The sequence below is a fragment of the Mycobacteroides saopaulense genome (assembly GCF_001456355.1).
Taxonomy (GTDB): Bacteria; Actinomycetota; Actinomycetes; order Mycobacteriales; family Mycobacteriaceae; genus Mycobacterium; species Mycobacterium saopaulense.
The window spans coordinates 716,151-732,244 of sequence record NZ_CP010271.1 but is presented as its reverse complement, the minus strand read 5'-3'; the positions used below and the strand labels follow the sequence as shown (position 1 = coordinate 732,244).

Sequence of the window (16,094 nt, the reverse complement as noted above, 5' to 3'; positions counted from 1 at the left end):
ACCGTGAGGGACAATCGATGCGTGCGGGACGACTACGCGCGGTTCGGGAACCGCCAAGGCAGTAGTGAGTCCGCCTCTCGTCGCCGCAACCGGGATGCGCGCGACGCCAACTCCCATCCGGGTATGGCCAACTATCCGACGGCCGGCTCCCCGCGCGATCCTCACCGCGCGGGCGGCTCGTCGAACCGGTACCTGCCGCCACTCGGCGATGAGCGTCGCGAGCGGCCACGGCGCCAGCCGCCACCCGAACAGGAAAACCCCCAGAAGCTGACCGTCACCCGGGTCGCCGCGATGCGCAGCCGCGAAATGGGTTCCCGGATGTACGGGCTGTTCCACAAGGCCGCGACCGCCGACGGCGCCGACAAGTCGGGCCTGACCGCGCTCACTTATCCGGTCATGGCCAATTTCGCGGTGGATGCCGCGATGGCGGTGGCCCTGGCCAACACCCTCTTCTTCGCCGCGGCTACCGCGGAGTCCAAGAGCAAAGTGGCGCTGTACCTGCTCATCACGATCGCACCGTTCGCCGTGATCGCCCCGCTGATCGGGCCCGCGCTGGATCGTCTGCAACATGGACGGCGGGCCGCACTGGCTGCCTCCTTCGGTCTGCGGACCGCACTCGCGGTGATCATGATCGCCAACTACGACGGCGCCAGCGGCAGCTTTCCTCCCTGGGTGCTGTACCCCTGTGCGTTGTCGATGCTGGTGTTGTCCAAGTCCTTTGGCGTGCTCCGCGGCGCGGTGACACCGCGCGTGCTACCCCCGACCATCGACCTGGTCCGCGTCAACTCGCGGCTCACCACCTTTGGCCTGGTCGGTGGAACCATCGTGGGTGGGGCGATCGCCGCCGGCTTCGAGCTCGCATTCACCCGGCTGTTTCAGTTGCCCGGAGCACTTTTCGTGGTCATTGCGGTCACAGCGGTCGGTGCGTGGGCGTCCATGCGCATCCCCAAGTGGGTGGAGGTAACCGCCGGTGAGGTGCCCACCACCTTCGGCTATCACGGCGACGATGGCGAGCACCCGACAATCCTGCTCCGGCGCTCCCACAGACAGCAGGAAAAGGTCCGTCAGCCACTGGGCCGCAACATCATCACCTCGCTGTGGGGCAACAGCACCATCAAGGTGATGGTCGGATTCCTCACGCTCTACCCCGCGTTCGTCGCCAAATCCCACGACGCACACGGCTTCCAGCAGCTCGCCATGCTGGGCATGGTCGGAGCTGCGGCAGGTATCGGAAACTTCGCCGGCAACGCCACCAGCGCCCGGCTCAAGCTCGGCCGCCCCGCACTGCTCGTGGTGCGTTGCGCCAGCGCGGTGACAGTGGTGGCGCTGGCGGCGGCCATCACCGGTGTGCTGGCGGTGGTGGTGTTCGCGACCCTGGTCACCTCGGGGGTCAGCGCGATCGCCAAGGCGTCCCTGGACGCCTCGTTGCAGGATGATCTGCCCGAGGAATCCCGGGCATCGGCCTTCGGACGGTCCGAGGCGCTGCTGCAGCTGTCCTGGGTGCTCGGCGGCGCGATCGGCGTGATGATCTATACCGATCTGTGGGTGGGGTTCACGGTGATATCGGCGGTCCTCATCCTGGGCCTGGCGCAGACACTGGCCAGCTTCCGTGGCGCTTCCCTGATTCCGGGCCTGGGCGGTAACCGCCCGGTGATGGCCGAACAAGAGGGTGGCAAGGTACACGCGTGAAGGTGAAGCTGACGGCGCTGGCCGTTGTCCTGGTGTTGACGGCTGCCGCCATGGTGGGATTCATCGCCTGGCAGGTGCGCGGACACACCGAGGAGCGGCCCGAGGTCAGCGCCTTCACCCATGGCACCGCGATCCACGCCGCGCCCTACAGGTACTGCGACAAGACGAGGCCCGATCGGTGCGACCCGCCGGGCCATACGGTCGAGCTGGCTGTCAATGCCCATGAACCGGTGCAGCTTTCGGTCGACGGTCGAATCGCGACGGCACCATGGATGCTATCCCGGATCTACGCGCCGGTCGGCGACATCGACCACAAGCGGGCCGAGTCGAGCGTGTACCGCGACCACCGGACTGCCGTGACCATCCCTACCGTCGACGGCGATGGGCGACGGCTGATAGGTCTGGAGATCAAGCTGCCCACCGTGGTTCAGACCGAGACCGGTGACCTTATCGAGGTCACCCACGCGATCTGGTCGGTCGCAACCGTCTGGCAGAACTAGCGCCGGGCGCGATACTCCGCGCGCGTCGCAGGGTCCAGATGCTCGGTGGCATAACTCAGCGCGGTCCGGCCCATGGCCGCGGCATGCCCGTCCAGATAATCCAGAAGCATCTCTGCGCCACAACGCTTTCCGGCTTCGCGCAGCATCCAGCCATAGGCCTTCTGGATGAGGTCGCGACGGTCGCCGATAACCAAGGGAGCCACCGCCAGAAGAGGCTGCGCGTCGCCACGCCTGGTGAAGGCGAACGTGCCGATGATGCCCACTCGCCGACGCCAGAGATCTTCCTGCGCGGCCAACTCCAACAGTGGTGAATAGTCTTGGCCGACAAGCCATTCACCCAGGATCTGCTCGGCCGACGAATCGACCAGATCCCAGTTGTTCACCCGCCCGGCACGGACCTGCTCGAGGTACATGTCCACCCAGGCGCGGCGTTCGGCGCCCGCCGCATGCGCGAATTCCCAGCCGGCCAGGACGAGCGCGGTCAATCGGTGCTCGTGCACCTCGCCGGCGAGCAGCCGCACCACCTCGTCGCGCCCGATACCGCGGAATTGCCGCGCGAGCTTGCGCTGATCGGGAACGGATACCCCGATAAAGACGTCACCCTCACCATATTCACCGGGGCCGGTCTTGAAGAACCGCGCGGATTTCTTGGCACGGTCGGGATCGCCCGCGGCCTGGAGCGCCGCCATCACATCCTCGGCGCGGACGGGTGTCAGGTCAGGCGTCCAGCTCGCTGGCGACAGCGCGCACTACCTCGGACACCTTGCGAGCGATCTTGCGATCGGGGTAGCGCCCCTTGCGCAGCTCGGTCTGCACCGTGCCCTCCAACAGCGTGATCATGTCCTCGATCATGCCGTGCAGTTCGTCGGTGGTGTGCTTGTGGTTCACCGGTCCACTGCTCTCGCGGCGCGTTTTCTGCACCGACGGCGGAGCATCGATCAGCTTGAGGCTCAGCGCCTGCGGCCCGCGACGGCCGGCGGCCATGCCGAATTCGACCTTTTGACCGGCCTTGAGTCCCTCAACGCCAGCAGGCAGCGCCGAGGACCGGACGTACACGTCCTCGCCGTCCTCCTGCGACAGGAAGCCGAAGCCCTTCTCGGCGTCGTACCACTTGACCTTGCCGGTTGGCACTGCACTCACCTCACATGATTAACGCGCCCCAAATAGGACGCGGTGACTGGCCATCCTACTCGGCCGACGCAAGTGGTCGCTACGCTGGACTTATGACCCCGTTGATCGATTCCTTCGGCCGCATCGCGACCGACTTACGGGTGTCGTTGACGGACCGCTGCAATCTGCGCTGCACGTACTGCATGCCTGCGGAGGGGCTGGACTGGTTACGCAGTGACGCGCTGCTCACCACCGACGAATACATCCGGCTCATCGGTATCGCGGTAACCGACCTGGGAGTCCGCAGCGTCCGGTTCACCGGCGGAGAACCGTTGATATTCAAGGACTTGGAGAAGCTTGTCGCCGCGGTCGCGACCCTGTCACCGCGACCGGACATCGCCATCACCACCAATGGCATCGGTCTGGACCGCAAGGCGGCCGCGCTGCGAGAGGCGGGCCTGGACCGCATCAACGTGTCACTGGATACGTTGGACACCGATCGTTTCACCGCCATCACCCGGCGCGACCGGTTGCCAGATGTCCTCAGAGGACTGGAGGCGGCCGGCTCGGCCGGGCTGGCGCCCATAAAGATCAACGCGGTCTTGACACCCGAGCAGTACAAAGAGGACGCGGTCGCGCTCCTGCAGTTCAGCCTCGACCACGGATACGAACTGCGGATCATCGAGCAGATGCCGTTGGACGCGGGGCACAACTGGAACCGGGACCAGATGGTGACCGCCGACGAGGTCCACGCGGCACTCAGCCGGGAATTCTCACTGAGCGCAGATCCGGCACCCCGTGGCAGCGCCCCAGCGCAACGCTGGCTGGTGAACGGAGGTCCCGCGACAGTCGGAATCATTGCGTCGGTATCCCGGCCGTTCTGCGGGGACTGCGACCGCACCCGGCTGACGGCCGACGGGCAGGTGCGCAATTGCCTGTTCGCCACCACCGAGACAGATCTGCGTGGGCTGCTCCGCTCGGGTGCCGACGACGCGGCCGTGGCCGCGGCGTGGCAGGCAGCCATGTGGGGAAAAAAGCCCGGGCATGGCATCAACGACCCGTCCTTCCTGCAGCCGGACCGCCCGATGAGCGCGATCGGCGGTTAGATCTGCATGCTTGCGAGCATCACGGTCCGGTATTTCGCGGCCGCAGCGGCCGCCGCCGGGCTTCAGGAAGAAACCGTCGATCTGCCCGCTGGGGCGTCATTCGACGATCTGATCCGTCTGTTGGCCTCCAGGGGGCCGGAACTCGAACGCGTATTGGCGCGTTGTTCCTTTCTCCATGACGGCGTGGCCGTCCGGGACCGCTCCCAACGGCCCGAATCCGGCGCTGTCGTGGACGTTCTGCCTCCATTCGCTGGCGGATAGATGTGCGCTGGCACGCCCGTTTCTTAAGGAAGCTCTAAGGCGGCTCTGAGAGTTGCATGTAGAGAGGGCCCGGCAATTTCGTGATCTACAACACACATCGGAAGGTCACGGTACGGTCACGACGCGGACACGGGGCGGTGGAGCTACCCAATAACCTGCGCAGACCCCACCGTCGGCGGGAATAAACCCGCCCCGCCATGGACGAAACACCGTGAAATGTCCAACATGACGAGACGCGCGCGGGCACGTACCGTCATCCGAAGTCCATACCCGCGCACCGAGCTCCGTCCCTCGGGTGTGGACCTCGTCGGAAGACCAAGGGACGGAGACGGGGGACCCATCCGCCGGAGATCCACCCGATCTCCAGCACGAACCTTGATGGTTCTTGGGGTGAAGCCCGGGCAACCGGGCCGAGCGACCTCTTGCTCGAACCCGACAGCTGACCTCGCAGGTGCGTCACAGAGAGGAACACGACGGATATATGAGTGGACGGCACAGTAAGCCCAGCAAGGCGAGCGCCAAGGCGGCCAAGGTCGCGGTAGCGGGCGCGGGCCTTGTCGGTGGCGGTTTGATGATGGCCGCGACGGCCAACGCAGCCACCGACGGCGAGTGGGATCAGGTCGCACGCTGCGAGTCGGGTGGCAACTGGGCCATCAACACCGGCAACGGGTACCAGGGCGGACTGCAGTTCTCGCCCAGCACCTGGATCAACAGCGGTGGCGGTCAGTACGCCCCGTCCGCTCACCTGGCCACCAAGGAACAGCAGATCGCGGTCGCCGAGAAGGTGCTCGCGGGACAGGGCCGTGGCGCCTGGCCGGTCTGCGGACGCGGCCTGTCCGGTTCCACTCCCCGTACCGCTCCGGCGGCCAACATCACCCCGGCCGCGCACCACGAGGAGCGGGCGGCCGCCGAGCCCGCACCCGCTCCCGAGCCCGCTCCGGCGCCCGAGGGCGACGAGCAGTTCGTCGCCGAGGCTCCCGAGGCTCCGGTCATCGAGGAGGCCCCAGCCCCCGAGGCACCCGCGCCTGACGAAGCTCCGGCTCCCGAGGCTCAGGAAGTCGACTTCCAGTCCGGTCCTGCACCGGCAGAGCCCGCCCCAGCCCCCGAGCCCGAGGCTCCTGCGGAGGAGGCACCCGCTCCCGAGGCCATCGCAGCCCCCGCGCCCGAGGCCCCAGTCGTCGGCGAGGCACCCGCCCCCGAAGCGGCTCCGGCTCCCGAAGCCCCCGCCGCCGAGGACCAGGTTCTGCCGTACGAACTGCAGTCCGGTCCGGCACCCGCCGAGCCCGCACCCGCTCCCGAGCCCGCCCCCGCGCCTGCTGCGGCCGACGTCCCGCTGCCCGCGGGTGTGCCGGACGCAGCGGACATCGGTTTCGCCGCGGGCAAGGCCGCGTTCGATGCCGGCCCGGTCGCATCCAACGGCATCCCGACCAGCCCCGAAGCGGTCGCAGGTGTGGTACGGCATCTGCCCGACCCGAACAACCTGCCTCCCGGCACCACCGACGTGGCACCCGGCGATGGCCGCGGAGTGTCGTACCTGAAGGACATCGTCTTCGCGATGCAGACGCAGGATGTCAAGGCCAGCGACGCGATCCTCGCTCTGGCTCAGCGCTAACACTTGCACAACGAGAATCGCCCGGCCCTGACGGTCGGGGCGATTCTCGTTGTGGGGTAGTCCTTTCGGAGGCCAGTCCAGGCTCCTTGTCAAGGGGGTTGACGTCCCGGCCTCGAAGCGTACGTTGGTCACCATGACGGCACCGACCACTCCCCCGGACCTACCCGGCCACGAAGCATTCGAAGCGGTCTACAACGGCAAACCCATGTTCGAGGGCGGCCCTGCGGCGGGCGTCCCGTGGGATATCAAGGATGCGCAGCCACGAGTCAAAGAGCTGGCCGCCTATGGCGCGTTGCGCGGCGACATTCTGGACATCGGCTGCGGCCTCGGCGAGAACTCCATCTATCTCGCCCAACAGGGTCTCTCGGTGACCGGGTTGGATTTCTCCCCTTCGGCAATCGAGCAGGCGAAGCAACGCGCTGCCGCCGCGGGGGTGACCGTCGAGCTCCAAGTGGCCGATGCCACCGAGCTCGATGGCTGGGACGGGAAGTTCGACACCGTGCTCGACAGCGCCGTCTACCACTGTTTCGACCATGAGGGCCATCAGCGATACGCGCGGGCTTTGCACCGGGCTACCCGGCCGGGGGCGCACTGGTTCATCGCCTGCTTCGGCGATGGCGCCGTCAACGGCATCACTATGCCGTTCGGCGTTCAGGATCCCGAGGAGATCAAGAGCGTGCTTTCCGATGCCAATTGGAGCATTCGATACTTCGGCAGGACAACGTATCTCGGCTCCAGGGCGGCATTTGTCGGGGCTGCGCAGGCCCGCTTCGAGCCGGAGCAGATGCCGGCCGAGATGCGCGAGCGCTACGAGCAGCCGGGTGTGGCCGAACAAGCACAGAAGACATTCGAGCGCCTTCAGCAGCTCGACGACGACGTAATCCACATGCCGTTCTTCAACATCATCGCGGAAAGGGGCTGAATGCCATGAGTGCACCGACACAGAACATCTTCGAGGATCTCTACCGCGAGAGCGTCCACGAGGGCGGGCCCATCGTGCCGTGGGATTCCAAGGACGCCAAACCCCGAATCAAGGAACTCGCCCTGCTCGGCGCGATCCGCGGAGACGTCCTGGATATCGGCTGCGGCCTCGGCGACAATGCCATTTACCTTGCCCAGCAGGGATTCAACGTCACCGGACTCGACTTCGCGCCTTCGGCAATCGAGCAGGCCAAGGGCCGGGCGGCCACGGCAGGCGTCGCCGTCGACTTCCAGGTCGCCGACGCCACCAAGCTCGACGGCTGGGAGGCAAGGTTCGACACCGTGATCGACAGCGGCGTGTACCACTGCTTCGACGACGAGGGGAATGCCCAGTACGCGAGCGCGCTGCACCGGGCCACCCGCCCCGGAGCGCGTTGGTACATATGGTGTTTCGCGCAGGGGCGGATTCACGGGATCCCCACACCATTCCAGAACGCACTGCAGGCCGAGCAGATCGAACAGGTGCTGCCCGCCAATGGGTGGACCGTGCTGCAGCTGAACCCGACAACGATGAGTGCACCGAAAGCCGAGTTTCTCCATGCCATTCGCGGCTCGTACCGTGGGGACCCCGCGGTACTGGACCGGCTGGAACAGGACCTCGACGATCCGTTGCTTCACATCCCGGTGTTCACGGTGGTCGCCGAACGGGCGTAACGGCTAGAGCTGACGGCCGGTGAGAACACGGGCCGCTGCCGCTGACATCAACGCCATGGTCCACAGTGCAGGAGTGGATGCCAGCATGGACATCACTGTGCGGGTGCCGGATTCGGGCTCCATGCCCTCCAAGCGTTGCGCCAGCCACCGCAGGGCAGCGGGTGCACCCAGGACCACCAGCGAGAGATGCTCGCTGAGCCGATCACGCCGATAGGTGACATCGGTGCCGTGCGCGGCGTAGAAACTTGCCTGGTGATCCACCTCGTCGATGCCGACGAGCTGGTCCCGCACCGCGGTGTAGATGTACACCGGGCAGGTCGGCGCCGCCTTGCCCAGCCGTAGGTCCTCACTCATGGCGGTGACGCCGGGCAGTGCCATGAGTTCGGAGATCGGCAGATCGACATAGCGATCGAGGCTGCGCATCGCATACCGCCCGATTGCCTGGCCCGTCGACAACCCCCGCACGGTCGTCATGATCTTCTCACCCCGAGACGTAAGATGTTCCGTCAGAACCGAATCGAGTGCAGGGTAGCTTCCGCGCAGGGCCGAGATCGCGGCGATGCCCAGCCCGGCGAACAATCCCCCGTCGGCCCGTTCGAGAATGCTGCTGGGATCCGAGGCGGGCGAACCCAACGCCGCGGCCGCGATATTGAGTTCGGGGGCGTAACTCGGCGCCATCTCCGCGGTCCACGAACTGGCAAGCCCGCCACCGGAGTAACCCCACAGCCCGATGGGCGTATCGACCGGGAGACGCAGTTCACCGAATCCCAACGCGGCCCGCAGACCGTCCAGTACGTGGTACCCGGGTTGCCGCGCAACGACGTAGCGGCCAGGCTGCCCACCGTGATCGGCGACGCTCACAATCCATCCCTGGCGCAGCGCGGCAGCCATCAGCAGCAGCTCGACCTGCGGGTTGGCGAACGGCCCGCGCGCACCCTGCAGCAGACAATACGACGGAAAACACGAGCGTTCACTGGAGTTGATCGCGCACTGGTAGGCCAACAGCCGAGGAGAGCGCGGGTCATGGTCGGCAGGCACCAGCACGGTGGTGACCGTGACTTCCGGCGCACCAGCCGGATCGGTGGTGCGATACAGCAACTGCCAGGCCGTCACACGCTGGCGCATGCGCCCCAGGAATCCGATATCCACGGGACGGGCATGCAGAATCGATCCCGGTGCGGCGTCCTCGAAGCCGTCCGGCGGAACATGGAAGGGGTCGTCATCGGGGCGCGCGGGGCGTCTACCGGGATGCGGGAAGATCTGCGGCGTGGGGACCGCTTCGCGGCGCTTCGGCTGCACAGAAGTGCTCATGGAATAAGGAAGCTAATGCACCTACCGGGCATGCAACGCCCTGATCTGGGTTTTTAGGTACCACACCCCAACCGGGGCCTGGATTTTTCAGGCCGACCCCACCCATTCGTCGCTGCCGTTGGCGAAGAACTGGTGCTTCCACACCGGCAGCGCCGCCTTCACGTCGTCGACAAGGCGCTGACAGGTGGTGAAAGCCTGAGCGCGGTGATCGGCACTCACCGCCACCACGAATGCCGCCTCCCCGACCGTCAGCGCACCGATGCGGTGGCTCACCGCGACCGCGCGCACGCCCTCGACCTCCCCGACGATGCGCTCCACCACATCGGTCAGTACTTCCTGAGCCGAGGGGTGCGCCGAGTACTCCAGTCGCAGCACCGTCTTGCCACCGTCGTGGTCGCGCACATTGCCCACGAATCCAACGGTGGCCCCGGCTGATTCGTGATCGACCAGCTGCTCATGCTCGATCAGTGAGATGGGTTCCGCGGTCAGCAGGGCACGGGTGACGACGGCACTCATGCGTGGTCTCCCCCGGCTATCTGATCCAGTGCGTGGTTGAGCACTCCACCGAGCACCGCCAGCCCGTCGCGCACCCCTCCGGTGGAGCCGGGCAGGTTGATCACCAGGGTGCGGCCGGCCACCCCGCATACGCCACGGGACAGGATGCTGGTGGGCACGGTGGGCAGCCCGGAGCGCCTGATGGCATCGGCGAGCCCGGGGATCTGGTAGTCCAAGAGCGCGACGGTCTGTTCGGGGGTCACGTCGGTGGGTGAGAGTCCGGTGCCCCCGGTGGTGATGACGAGGGACACCCCGAGCGCGGACCGGATCGCATCTCCCACCGCGTCGCCGTCGGGCACGACCATCGGTTCCTCGACGCGGAAGTCTTGTGCACCTAGCCATTCGACGATCGCAGGGCCGGTCTTGTCGGGATACTGGCCGGTGGCCGCCCGCGTGGAGGCCACGATCACCCGCGCGGATCTCAGGGCCGGATCCATGTTCCGGTCTTGCCGCCCTCTTTGCGTAGCACCCGAACGTCGTCGATGCGCGAGGCCGGATCGACGGCCTTGACCATGTCGTGCAATGTCAGCCCGGCGACCGTCACCGCGGTCAGCGCTTCCATCTCGACTCCGGTGCGGTCGTTGGTGCGCGCAGTCGCGGTGATCTGGATGGTTCCCGTGGTGGCGTCAATCTCGAAGGTCACGTCGATGCCGGTCAGCGGTATCTGGTGGCACAGCGGGACAAGCTCGCTGGTGCGTTTGGCGGCCATGATGGCGGCCAGCCGAGCGGTGGCCACGGCATCGCCCTTGGGGAGCGCACCGTCCGACAACAGCTTCAGGACTGCCGGGGTGGTGACAAAGCGTCCTGCCGCGACCGCCTCGCGTGCGGTGGCCTGTTTGGCCGACACGTCGACCATGTGCGCGGACCCGTGCTCGTCGATGTGAGTGAGGCCCTCGGGCTCGGATGAGCCGCTTGTGCGAAGACCGTCGGACACCGCTCTACTTGTTGATGACGGTGACGGGGTGCACGTAGGGCACGGACGCCACGGGGAACTCGATGTCGCCGAAGGGCGAGAGCGCACCGGTGCGGTCGGCCGCGAGTTCGGAGACAGCGTGCTCGCCGTCCACATGCGCGGGCCAGCCGTTGTCGACGTATTGATTCTTGTCAGCCACAAAGCCATTGTGGCAGGCCCAGAGGCCGACGGCGAACCCAACCCGCCTCTACGCTGGTGATCGATGAGTGACGATGCGGCGTTGGCTACCTGGCTGCGCCAGCTGCCAGATGAACAGTTGGTACAGCTATTGCGGCTGCGGCCCGATTTGGCCTCGCCGCCTCCGGGTTCGCTGGCGGCCCTGGCGGGCCGGGCGCTGTCGCGTCAGTCGGTACGCGCGGCCACCGACAACCTGGACTTTTTGACCCTGGCGGTGCTGGATGCGCTGCTGGTGGCGCGCGCGGATGTCACCGGCATCCCGGTCTCGAACGTGCTCGCTCAGGTAGACGGTCGCGCCACCGAGCTGCAGGTTCGCGCCACCTTGGACAAGCTGCGCGAACTGGCGCTGGTCTGGGGGGACGGCGCACTGCATCTGGCGGGCGAGGCCCGATTCGGTCTGCCCTGGGTGGTCGGGCAGGTGATCAGTGAGCAGACGCCCGATTCCTACGATGCGGCACGCGCCGCGTTGGAGGCGACCGACGAGCGCGGCATGGAGCTGCTGCGCGCGCTCATCGCGGGTTCTCCCATCGGTCGCACGCGGGACGCCGCCCCCGACGCCCCGGCGGATCGTCCGGTACAGCGGCTGCTGGCGGCCGGCCTGCTGCAACGCATCGACGACGAGACGGTGCTGTTGCCCCGGTTCGTGGCACAGCTGCTGCGGGGCGAGGAGCCCGACCGGCTGCAGCCCCCGGCCCCGGAGACGACCTCGGCGACGCAGAACGAATCCGATGCCGCCGCGGCCGGTGCGGCCCTTGATCTGCTGCGCGAGGTGGGGTTGCTCCTCGACGAACTCGGCGTCAACCCGGCACCGCAGCTACGCAGTGGTGGCCTGGGCGTGCGCGAGGTCAAACGGCTGGCGAAGGCGACGGGTATCGACGACACCCGGATGGGGCTGCTGCTGGAGGTATTGGCGGCCGCCGAGCTGATCGCGGTCGGCGACCCCGACGTGGAGACCGACGCCGAAGGCTGGCATTGGGCTCCGACCGCACAGGCCGACCGGTTCGCGGAGCTGCCGACCGCGGTCCGCTGGTTCCGGTTGATGTCGGCGTGGTTGATGTTGGCGGCCCGCCCCGATCTGATCGGCAAACGCACCAGCGATGACAAACCGATTGCGGCACTGTCAGATTCGCTTCGGTCCACGGCGGCGCCGCACGATCGCAAGCTGCTGCTGGAGATCCTCGGCGAGCTGGATCCCGGGCAGGGGTTGCGGGCGGAGGAGACATCCCGCGTGATGCGATGGCGTCGCCCACGCTGGGGTGCGCGGCTGGGTGTGGAACCGGTGACCGCGCTGTTGTTCGAGGCCACCACGCTGGGCGTGATCGGACGTGGCGCCTTGACCACACACGTCCGCACGTTCCTGGCCAGCGCCGGCGACGAGGCGGCAACCCTGGCCGCGATGGAGAAGGCGCTGCCCGCGCCCATCGATCACTTCCTGGTGCAGGCCGACCTGACGGTCGTCGCGCCCGGACCGCTGACGCGGGAGGTGGAGCTGGATCTGGCCGCGGTGGCTGACCTCGAATCCGCGGGCGCCGCCAGCGTCTTTCGGGTCGGCGAGGCGAGCATCCGCCGCGCCCTGGATTCGGGGCGGACCGCGACCTCGTTGCACAGCTTCTTCGGATCCCGTTCGAAAACCCCTGTCCCCCAGTCGCTGACGTATCTCATCGACGATGTCGCACGGCGCCATGGGCAGCTCCGGGCCGGGGTGGCCACCTCGTTCCTGCGCTGCGACGACGTGGCCCTACTGACCCAGGTGATGGCCTCCGTGCTGGCAGAGGATCTGGGTCTGCGGCTGCTGGCCCCCACGGTCGCGGTGTCACTGGCCCCGTTGGCCGAGCTGGTGGCAGGGCTGCGCTCGGCGGGCTTCGCTCCCGCCGCCGAGGATGCCACCGGCACGATCGTCGAACTACACGCACATCGGGCCCGGGTCACTCCGCAACCACACCGGATGGGGTGGACGCCACCGGTCCTCAGCGAGCCCGCCGCCGCTGCAGTGGTCAAGGCATTGCGCGCCGCGGGCGATCACGACGGGGTACGCATCGAGCCGTCACAGGCCGTGGCGCTCCTGCAGCAGTCCGCCAAGGCGCAGACCAGTGTGTTGATCGGGTACGTGGACCCGGCCGGGATCGCATCTTCGCGGGTGGTCAACCCGATCAGCGTGCGCGGTGGCCAGTTGTCGGCCTTCGACACCGCCGCCGGGCGGATCCGCGACTTCGCGATTCACCGCATCACCGCGGTCTCCCCGCCGGGCTAAGCGTCGACACGCCGCCTTAGGGCGGATTCGTATCGCACATGTCCACCACCAACGGGCGTGTCGACGATCCGGTCCGGTCTTTCACCTCGCGAGGACACTGTCGGATCGCGCACTATCCTGGATCGAATGACCGATGGACCGTTGATCGTCCAGTCCGATAAGACCGTGCTGCTGGAGGTCGACCACGACCAGGCGGACGCGGCGCGCCAGGCGATCGCCCCCTTCGCCGAACTCGAACGCGCCCCCGAACACGTGCACACCTACCGCATCACCCCGCTGGCGCTGTGGAACGCCCGTGCGGCCGGACACGACGCCGAGCAGGTGGTCGACGCGCTCGTCACCTTCTCCCGCTACGCGGTGCCCCAGCCACTGCTGGTGGACATCGTCGACACCATGGCCCGTTACGGACGCCTACAGCTGATCAAACATCCCGCGCACGGCCTCACCCTGGTGAGCCTGGACCGCGCAGTGCTCGAAGAGGTGCTGCGACACAAGAAGATCGCCCCGATGCTCGGCGCCCGCATCGACGACGACACGGTGCAGGTGCACCCCAGCGAGCGCGGCCGCGTCAAGCAGATGCTCCTCAAGATCGGCTGGCCCGCAGAGGATCTCGCCGGATATGTGGACGGCGAAGCCCATCCGATCACGCTGGCGCAGGACGGCTGGGAGCTGCGCGACTATCAGCAGATGGCTGCCGACTCCTTCTGGGCGGGCGGCTCCGGTGTGGTGGTGCTGCCCTGCGGTGCCGGCAAGACGCTGGTGGGCGCCGCCGCGATGGCCAAGGCGCAGGCGACCACGTTGATCCTGGTCACCAACACCGTCGCCGGGCGGCAGTGGAAGCGTGAGCTCATCGCACGAACCTCGTTGACAGAAGACGAGATCGGCGAGTACTCCGGCGAACGCAAGGAGATTCGACCGGTCACCATCGCCACCTACCAGGTGATCACCCGCCGCACCAAGGGCGAGTACCGCCATCTGGAACTGTTCGACAGCCGGGACTGGGGCCTGATCGTCTACGACGAGGTACACTTACTGCCCGCCCCGGTATTCCGGATGACCGCCGACCTGCAGTCGCGGCGTCGTCTCGGCCTCACCGCCACGCTCATCCGCGAGGACGGTCGCGAGGGTGACGTCTTCAGCCTCATCGGCCCCAAGCGATACGACGCGCCGTGGAAAGACATTGAGGCACAGGGCTGGATCGCCCCCGCCGAGTGCATCGAGGTGCGGGTCACCCTGACCGACAACGAGCGGATGATCTACGCGACCGCCGAGGCCGACGAGCGGTACAAGCTCTGTTCGACGGCCCATACGAAGATCAATGTGGTGAAGTCGATCCTGGCCCGGCACCCGGGAGTGCCGACACTGGTGATCGGCGCCTACCTGGACCAGCTCGACGAGCTGGGCACCGAGTTGAACGCCCCGGTGATCCAGGGCTCCACCAAGAACGCCGAACGTGAGCAGCTCTTCGACGCGTTCCGCCGTGGCGAGATCGGTACGTTGGTGGTGTCCAAGGTGGCCAATTTCTCCATCGACCTTCCGGAAGCTGCTGTTGCCGTGCAGGTTTCGGGAACGTTCGGATCGCGCCAAGAGGAAGCGCAGCGCCTCGGGCGGCTGCTGCGGCCAAAGGCCGACGGCGGACAGGCATACTTCTATTCGGTGGTATCCCGAGACACCGTCGACGCCGAGTACGCGGCACACCGGCAGCGGTTCCTGGCCGAACAGGGCTACGGGTATCGGATCACCGATGCCGACGACCTACTCGGACCGGCGATCGGCTAGCTGTTCGGCGCCGTTCGCGGTCCGGGCCAGTTCGTCTCCCGCGCGCTGTGCCGACGACTCGAAGCGGCGCTTGATGCGCAGCAGAGGCGTCTCGAAGTACCGGAAGCTCAGGTAGGCCACGACGACGACGAGAGTCATCGTCCCGGCGAAGAGCGCCAGGCCCTGATCCTCGTGCACAATCCGGCGTATGACGTTGGCGCATAACATGTGCGTGAGATAGATGCCGTAGCTGATCACGCCGATGAATGCCAACGGACGCCAGCTCAACAATGGATGCAACAGGGTGTTCTCGCGGATGGTCACCGCGGCGACGGCCACGACCATCACGATCTGGATCGACCACGTGGGAGCACCGAACCACAGTCCGGCGATCAGCGCCCCGAACACCGCCGGAGCAGACCACCACCAGCCCAGCGCCGCAGCCACCGGCGCGTAGCCACGACGCGTGTTCACGACGATCGCGACGGCCGCGCCAAGCAGGATGGGCAACGACAGGCTCGCGAAGATGCGCCACGGCAACACCCGGGCATCGAAGAAGACTGCGGCACTGACCGATACCGCGACCAACGCGGCCAGCACGGTGAGCGGGGCCCAGATCTTTCCCTTCCCGAGCAACAGTGCACCGACCAGCAGTGGCGGCCACAGCAGGTAGAACTGCTCTTCGGTCGACAACGACCACGAAAAATAGAACGGTACCGACGTGCCGCTGGACAGGTCCACGAACCAGTTGACGGTGTAGGTCAGGAATGCCGGCAGGTTGCCGAAGAACTGCCCTCCCCTGGCCGTATCGCGCTCGGTGGCCAATACCAACAGGACGTACAGGGCCAGCACCGCGTAGTACAGCGGGAAGATCCGCAACGCCCTGCGCACAAAGAACTTTCGTAGCGAGATGGACGTCGTGCGATCACGTTCACGCAGCAGCAAGGTGGTGATGAGAAAGCCGCTGATGGCGAAGAAGAGATCGACTCCCATGAAGCCGCGCTGCGAGATCTGCGGGCCGGGCACACCCGACGTGTGGTGCCAGATCACCGCCAGGACGCTGAGCGCCCGCAGTCCGTCCAGCGCCCCGAACTTTCTCGTGGCAAGAAAGGAGTCATAAGTAGCCAGAGCTCGTCGCGACACCGAAAGGAGGGTA

General features: G+C 66.9%; 17 protein-coding genes and 1 riboswitch. Of the genes, 9 read left to right on the top strand and 8 right to left on the bottom strand.

Annotation, left to right across the window (positions count from 1 at the left end):
• The first annotated feature begins 21 nt into the window (after window positions 1-21).
• Window positions 22-1,689, top strand: a complete 1,668-nt coding sequence (locus MYCSP_RS03720) for an MFS transporter (protein ID WP_088413202.1) — start codon at window positions 22-24, stop codon at window positions 1,687-1,689.
• Window positions 1,686-2,189, top strand: a complete 504-nt coding sequence (locus tag MYCSP_RS03715) for a DUF2771 family protein (protein ID WP_083018811.1) — start codon at window positions 1,686-1,688, stop codon at window positions 2,187-2,189. Before MYCSP_RS03720 ends, MYCSP_RS03715 begins: the two co-directional genes overlap by 4 nt.
• Here MYCSP_RS03715 and MYCSP_RS03710 read toward each other — a convergent pair.
• Window positions 2,186-2,878, bottom strand: coding sequence for a DNA alkylation repair protein (locus MYCSP_RS03710; protein ID WP_083018809.1), 693 nt, complete (start codon window positions 2,876-2,878; stop codon window positions 2,186-2,188). The two genes, MYCSP_RS03715 and MYCSP_RS03710, sit on opposite strands and share 4 nt — an antisense overlap.
• Window positions 2,879-2,906: 28 nt before the next feature.
• A complete protein-coding gene (locus MYCSP_RS03705) occupies window positions 2,907-3,320 on the bottom strand; it encodes a cold-shock protein (RefSeq protein ID WP_005063636.1) in 414 nt (137 codons plus the stop codon).
• 92 nt (window positions 3,321-3,412) lie between these two features.
• Here MYCSP_RS03705 and moaA point away from each other — a divergent pair, with 92 nt between their 5' ends.
• The 5 genes from moaA to MYCSP_RS03675 all read left to right on the top strand — a co-directional run bounded on the left by moaA (window position 3,413) and on the right by MYCSP_RS03675 (window position 7,913).
• Entirely contained in the window at window positions 3,413-4,405 is a 993-nt protein-coding gene (gene moaA / locus MYCSP_RS03700) for a GTP 3',8-cyclase MoaA (RefSeq protein ID WP_088413201.1), read from the top strand.
• Window positions 4,406-4,411: 6 nt separating this feature from the next.
• Entirely contained in the window at window positions 4,412-4,666 is a 255-nt protein-coding gene (locus MYCSP_RS03695; protein WP_070913060.1) for a MoaD/ThiS family protein, read from the top strand.
• A gap of 303 nt (window positions 4,667-4,969) precedes the next feature.
• Window positions 4,970-5,135: riboswitch (cyclic di-AMP (ydaO/yuaA leader) on the top strand.
• A 12-nt stretch (window positions 5,136-5,147) separates the two neighbouring features.
• The gene (locus tag MYCSP_RS03685; RefSeq protein WP_088413200.1) at window positions 5,148-6,278 is read left to right on the top strand and encodes a transglycosylase family protein; all 1,131 of its coding nucleotides are present in this window, start codon (window positions 5,148-5,150) and stop codon (window positions 6,276-6,278) included.
• 133 nt (window positions 6,279-6,411) lie between these two features.
• Window positions 6,412-7,200, top strand: coding sequence for a class I SAM-dependent methyltransferase (locus tag MYCSP_RS03680; RefSeq protein WP_088413199.1), 789 nt, complete (start codon window positions 6,412-6,414; stop codon window positions 7,198-7,200).
• A gap of 5 nt (window positions 7,201-7,205) precedes the next feature.
• A complete protein-coding gene (locus MYCSP_RS03675) occupies window positions 7,206-7,913 on the top strand; it encodes a class I SAM-dependent methyltransferase (RefSeq protein WP_083019280.1) in 708 nt (235 codons plus the stop codon).
• Between the two features lie 3 nt (window positions 7,914-7,916).
• Here MYCSP_RS03675 and MYCSP_RS03670 read toward each other — a convergent pair whose 3' ends face one another.
• The 5 genes from MYCSP_RS03670 to MYCSP_RS23275 form a co-directional block, all read right to left on the bottom strand.
• Entirely contained in the window at window positions 7,917-9,224 is a 1,308-nt protein-coding gene (locus MYCSP_RS03670) for a lipase family protein (RefSeq protein ID WP_088413198.1), read from the bottom strand.
• An 87-nt stretch (window positions 9,225-9,311) separates the two neighbouring features.
• Complete coding sequence (locus tag MYCSP_RS03665; protein ID WP_083019276.1) at window positions 9,312-9,740, bottom strand: molybdenum cofactor biosynthesis protein MoaE; 429 nt, start codon at window positions 9,738-9,740, stop codon at window positions 9,312-9,314.
• Window positions 9,737-10,216, bottom strand: a complete 480-nt coding sequence (locus MYCSP_RS03660; protein ID WP_070913065.1) for a MogA/MoaB family molybdenum cofactor biosynthesis protein — start codon at window positions 10,214-10,216, stop codon at window positions 9,737-9,739. The genes MYCSP_RS03665 and MYCSP_RS03660 overlap by 4 nt, the downstream gene beginning before the upstream one ends.
• A complete protein-coding gene (gene moaC, locus MYCSP_RS03655) occupies window positions 10,201-10,713 on the bottom strand; it encodes a cyclic pyranopterin monophosphate synthase MoaC (RefSeq protein WP_083019273.1) in 513 nt (170 codons plus the stop codon). Before moaC ends, MYCSP_RS03660 begins: the two co-directional genes overlap by 16 nt.
• Before the next feature lie 4 nt (window positions 10,714-10,717).
• Window positions 10,718-10,891, bottom strand: coding sequence for a hypothetical protein (locus MYCSP_RS23275; protein WP_070913067.1), 174 nt, complete (start codon window positions 10,889-10,891; stop codon window positions 10,718-10,720).
• Between the two features lie 63 nt (window positions 10,892-10,954).
• On the opposite strand from MYCSP_RS23275, the gene MYCSP_RS03645 reads away from it, so the two are divergent.
• Window positions 10,955-13,180 (top strand): helicase-associated domain-containing protein, encoded by a 2,226-nt coding sequence (locus MYCSP_RS03645; RefSeq protein WP_088413197.1) that lies wholly within the window; start codon window positions 10,955-10,957, stop codon window positions 13,178-13,180.
• Window positions 13,181-13,306: 126 nt separating this feature from the next.
• Entirely contained in the window at window positions 13,307-14,959 is a 1,653-nt protein-coding gene (locus MYCSP_RS03640; protein ID WP_088413196.1) for a DNA repair helicase XPB, read from the top strand.
• Here MYCSP_RS03640 and MYCSP_RS03635 read toward each other — a convergent pair.
• Window positions 14,936-16,081, bottom strand: a complete 1,146-nt coding sequence (locus tag MYCSP_RS03635) for an acyltransferase family protein (RefSeq protein ID WP_088413195.1) — start codon at window positions 16,079-16,081, stop codon at window positions 14,936-14,938. The genes MYCSP_RS03640 and MYCSP_RS03635 overlap by 24 nt on opposite strands.
• Window positions 16,082-16,094: the final 13 nt, after the last annotated feature.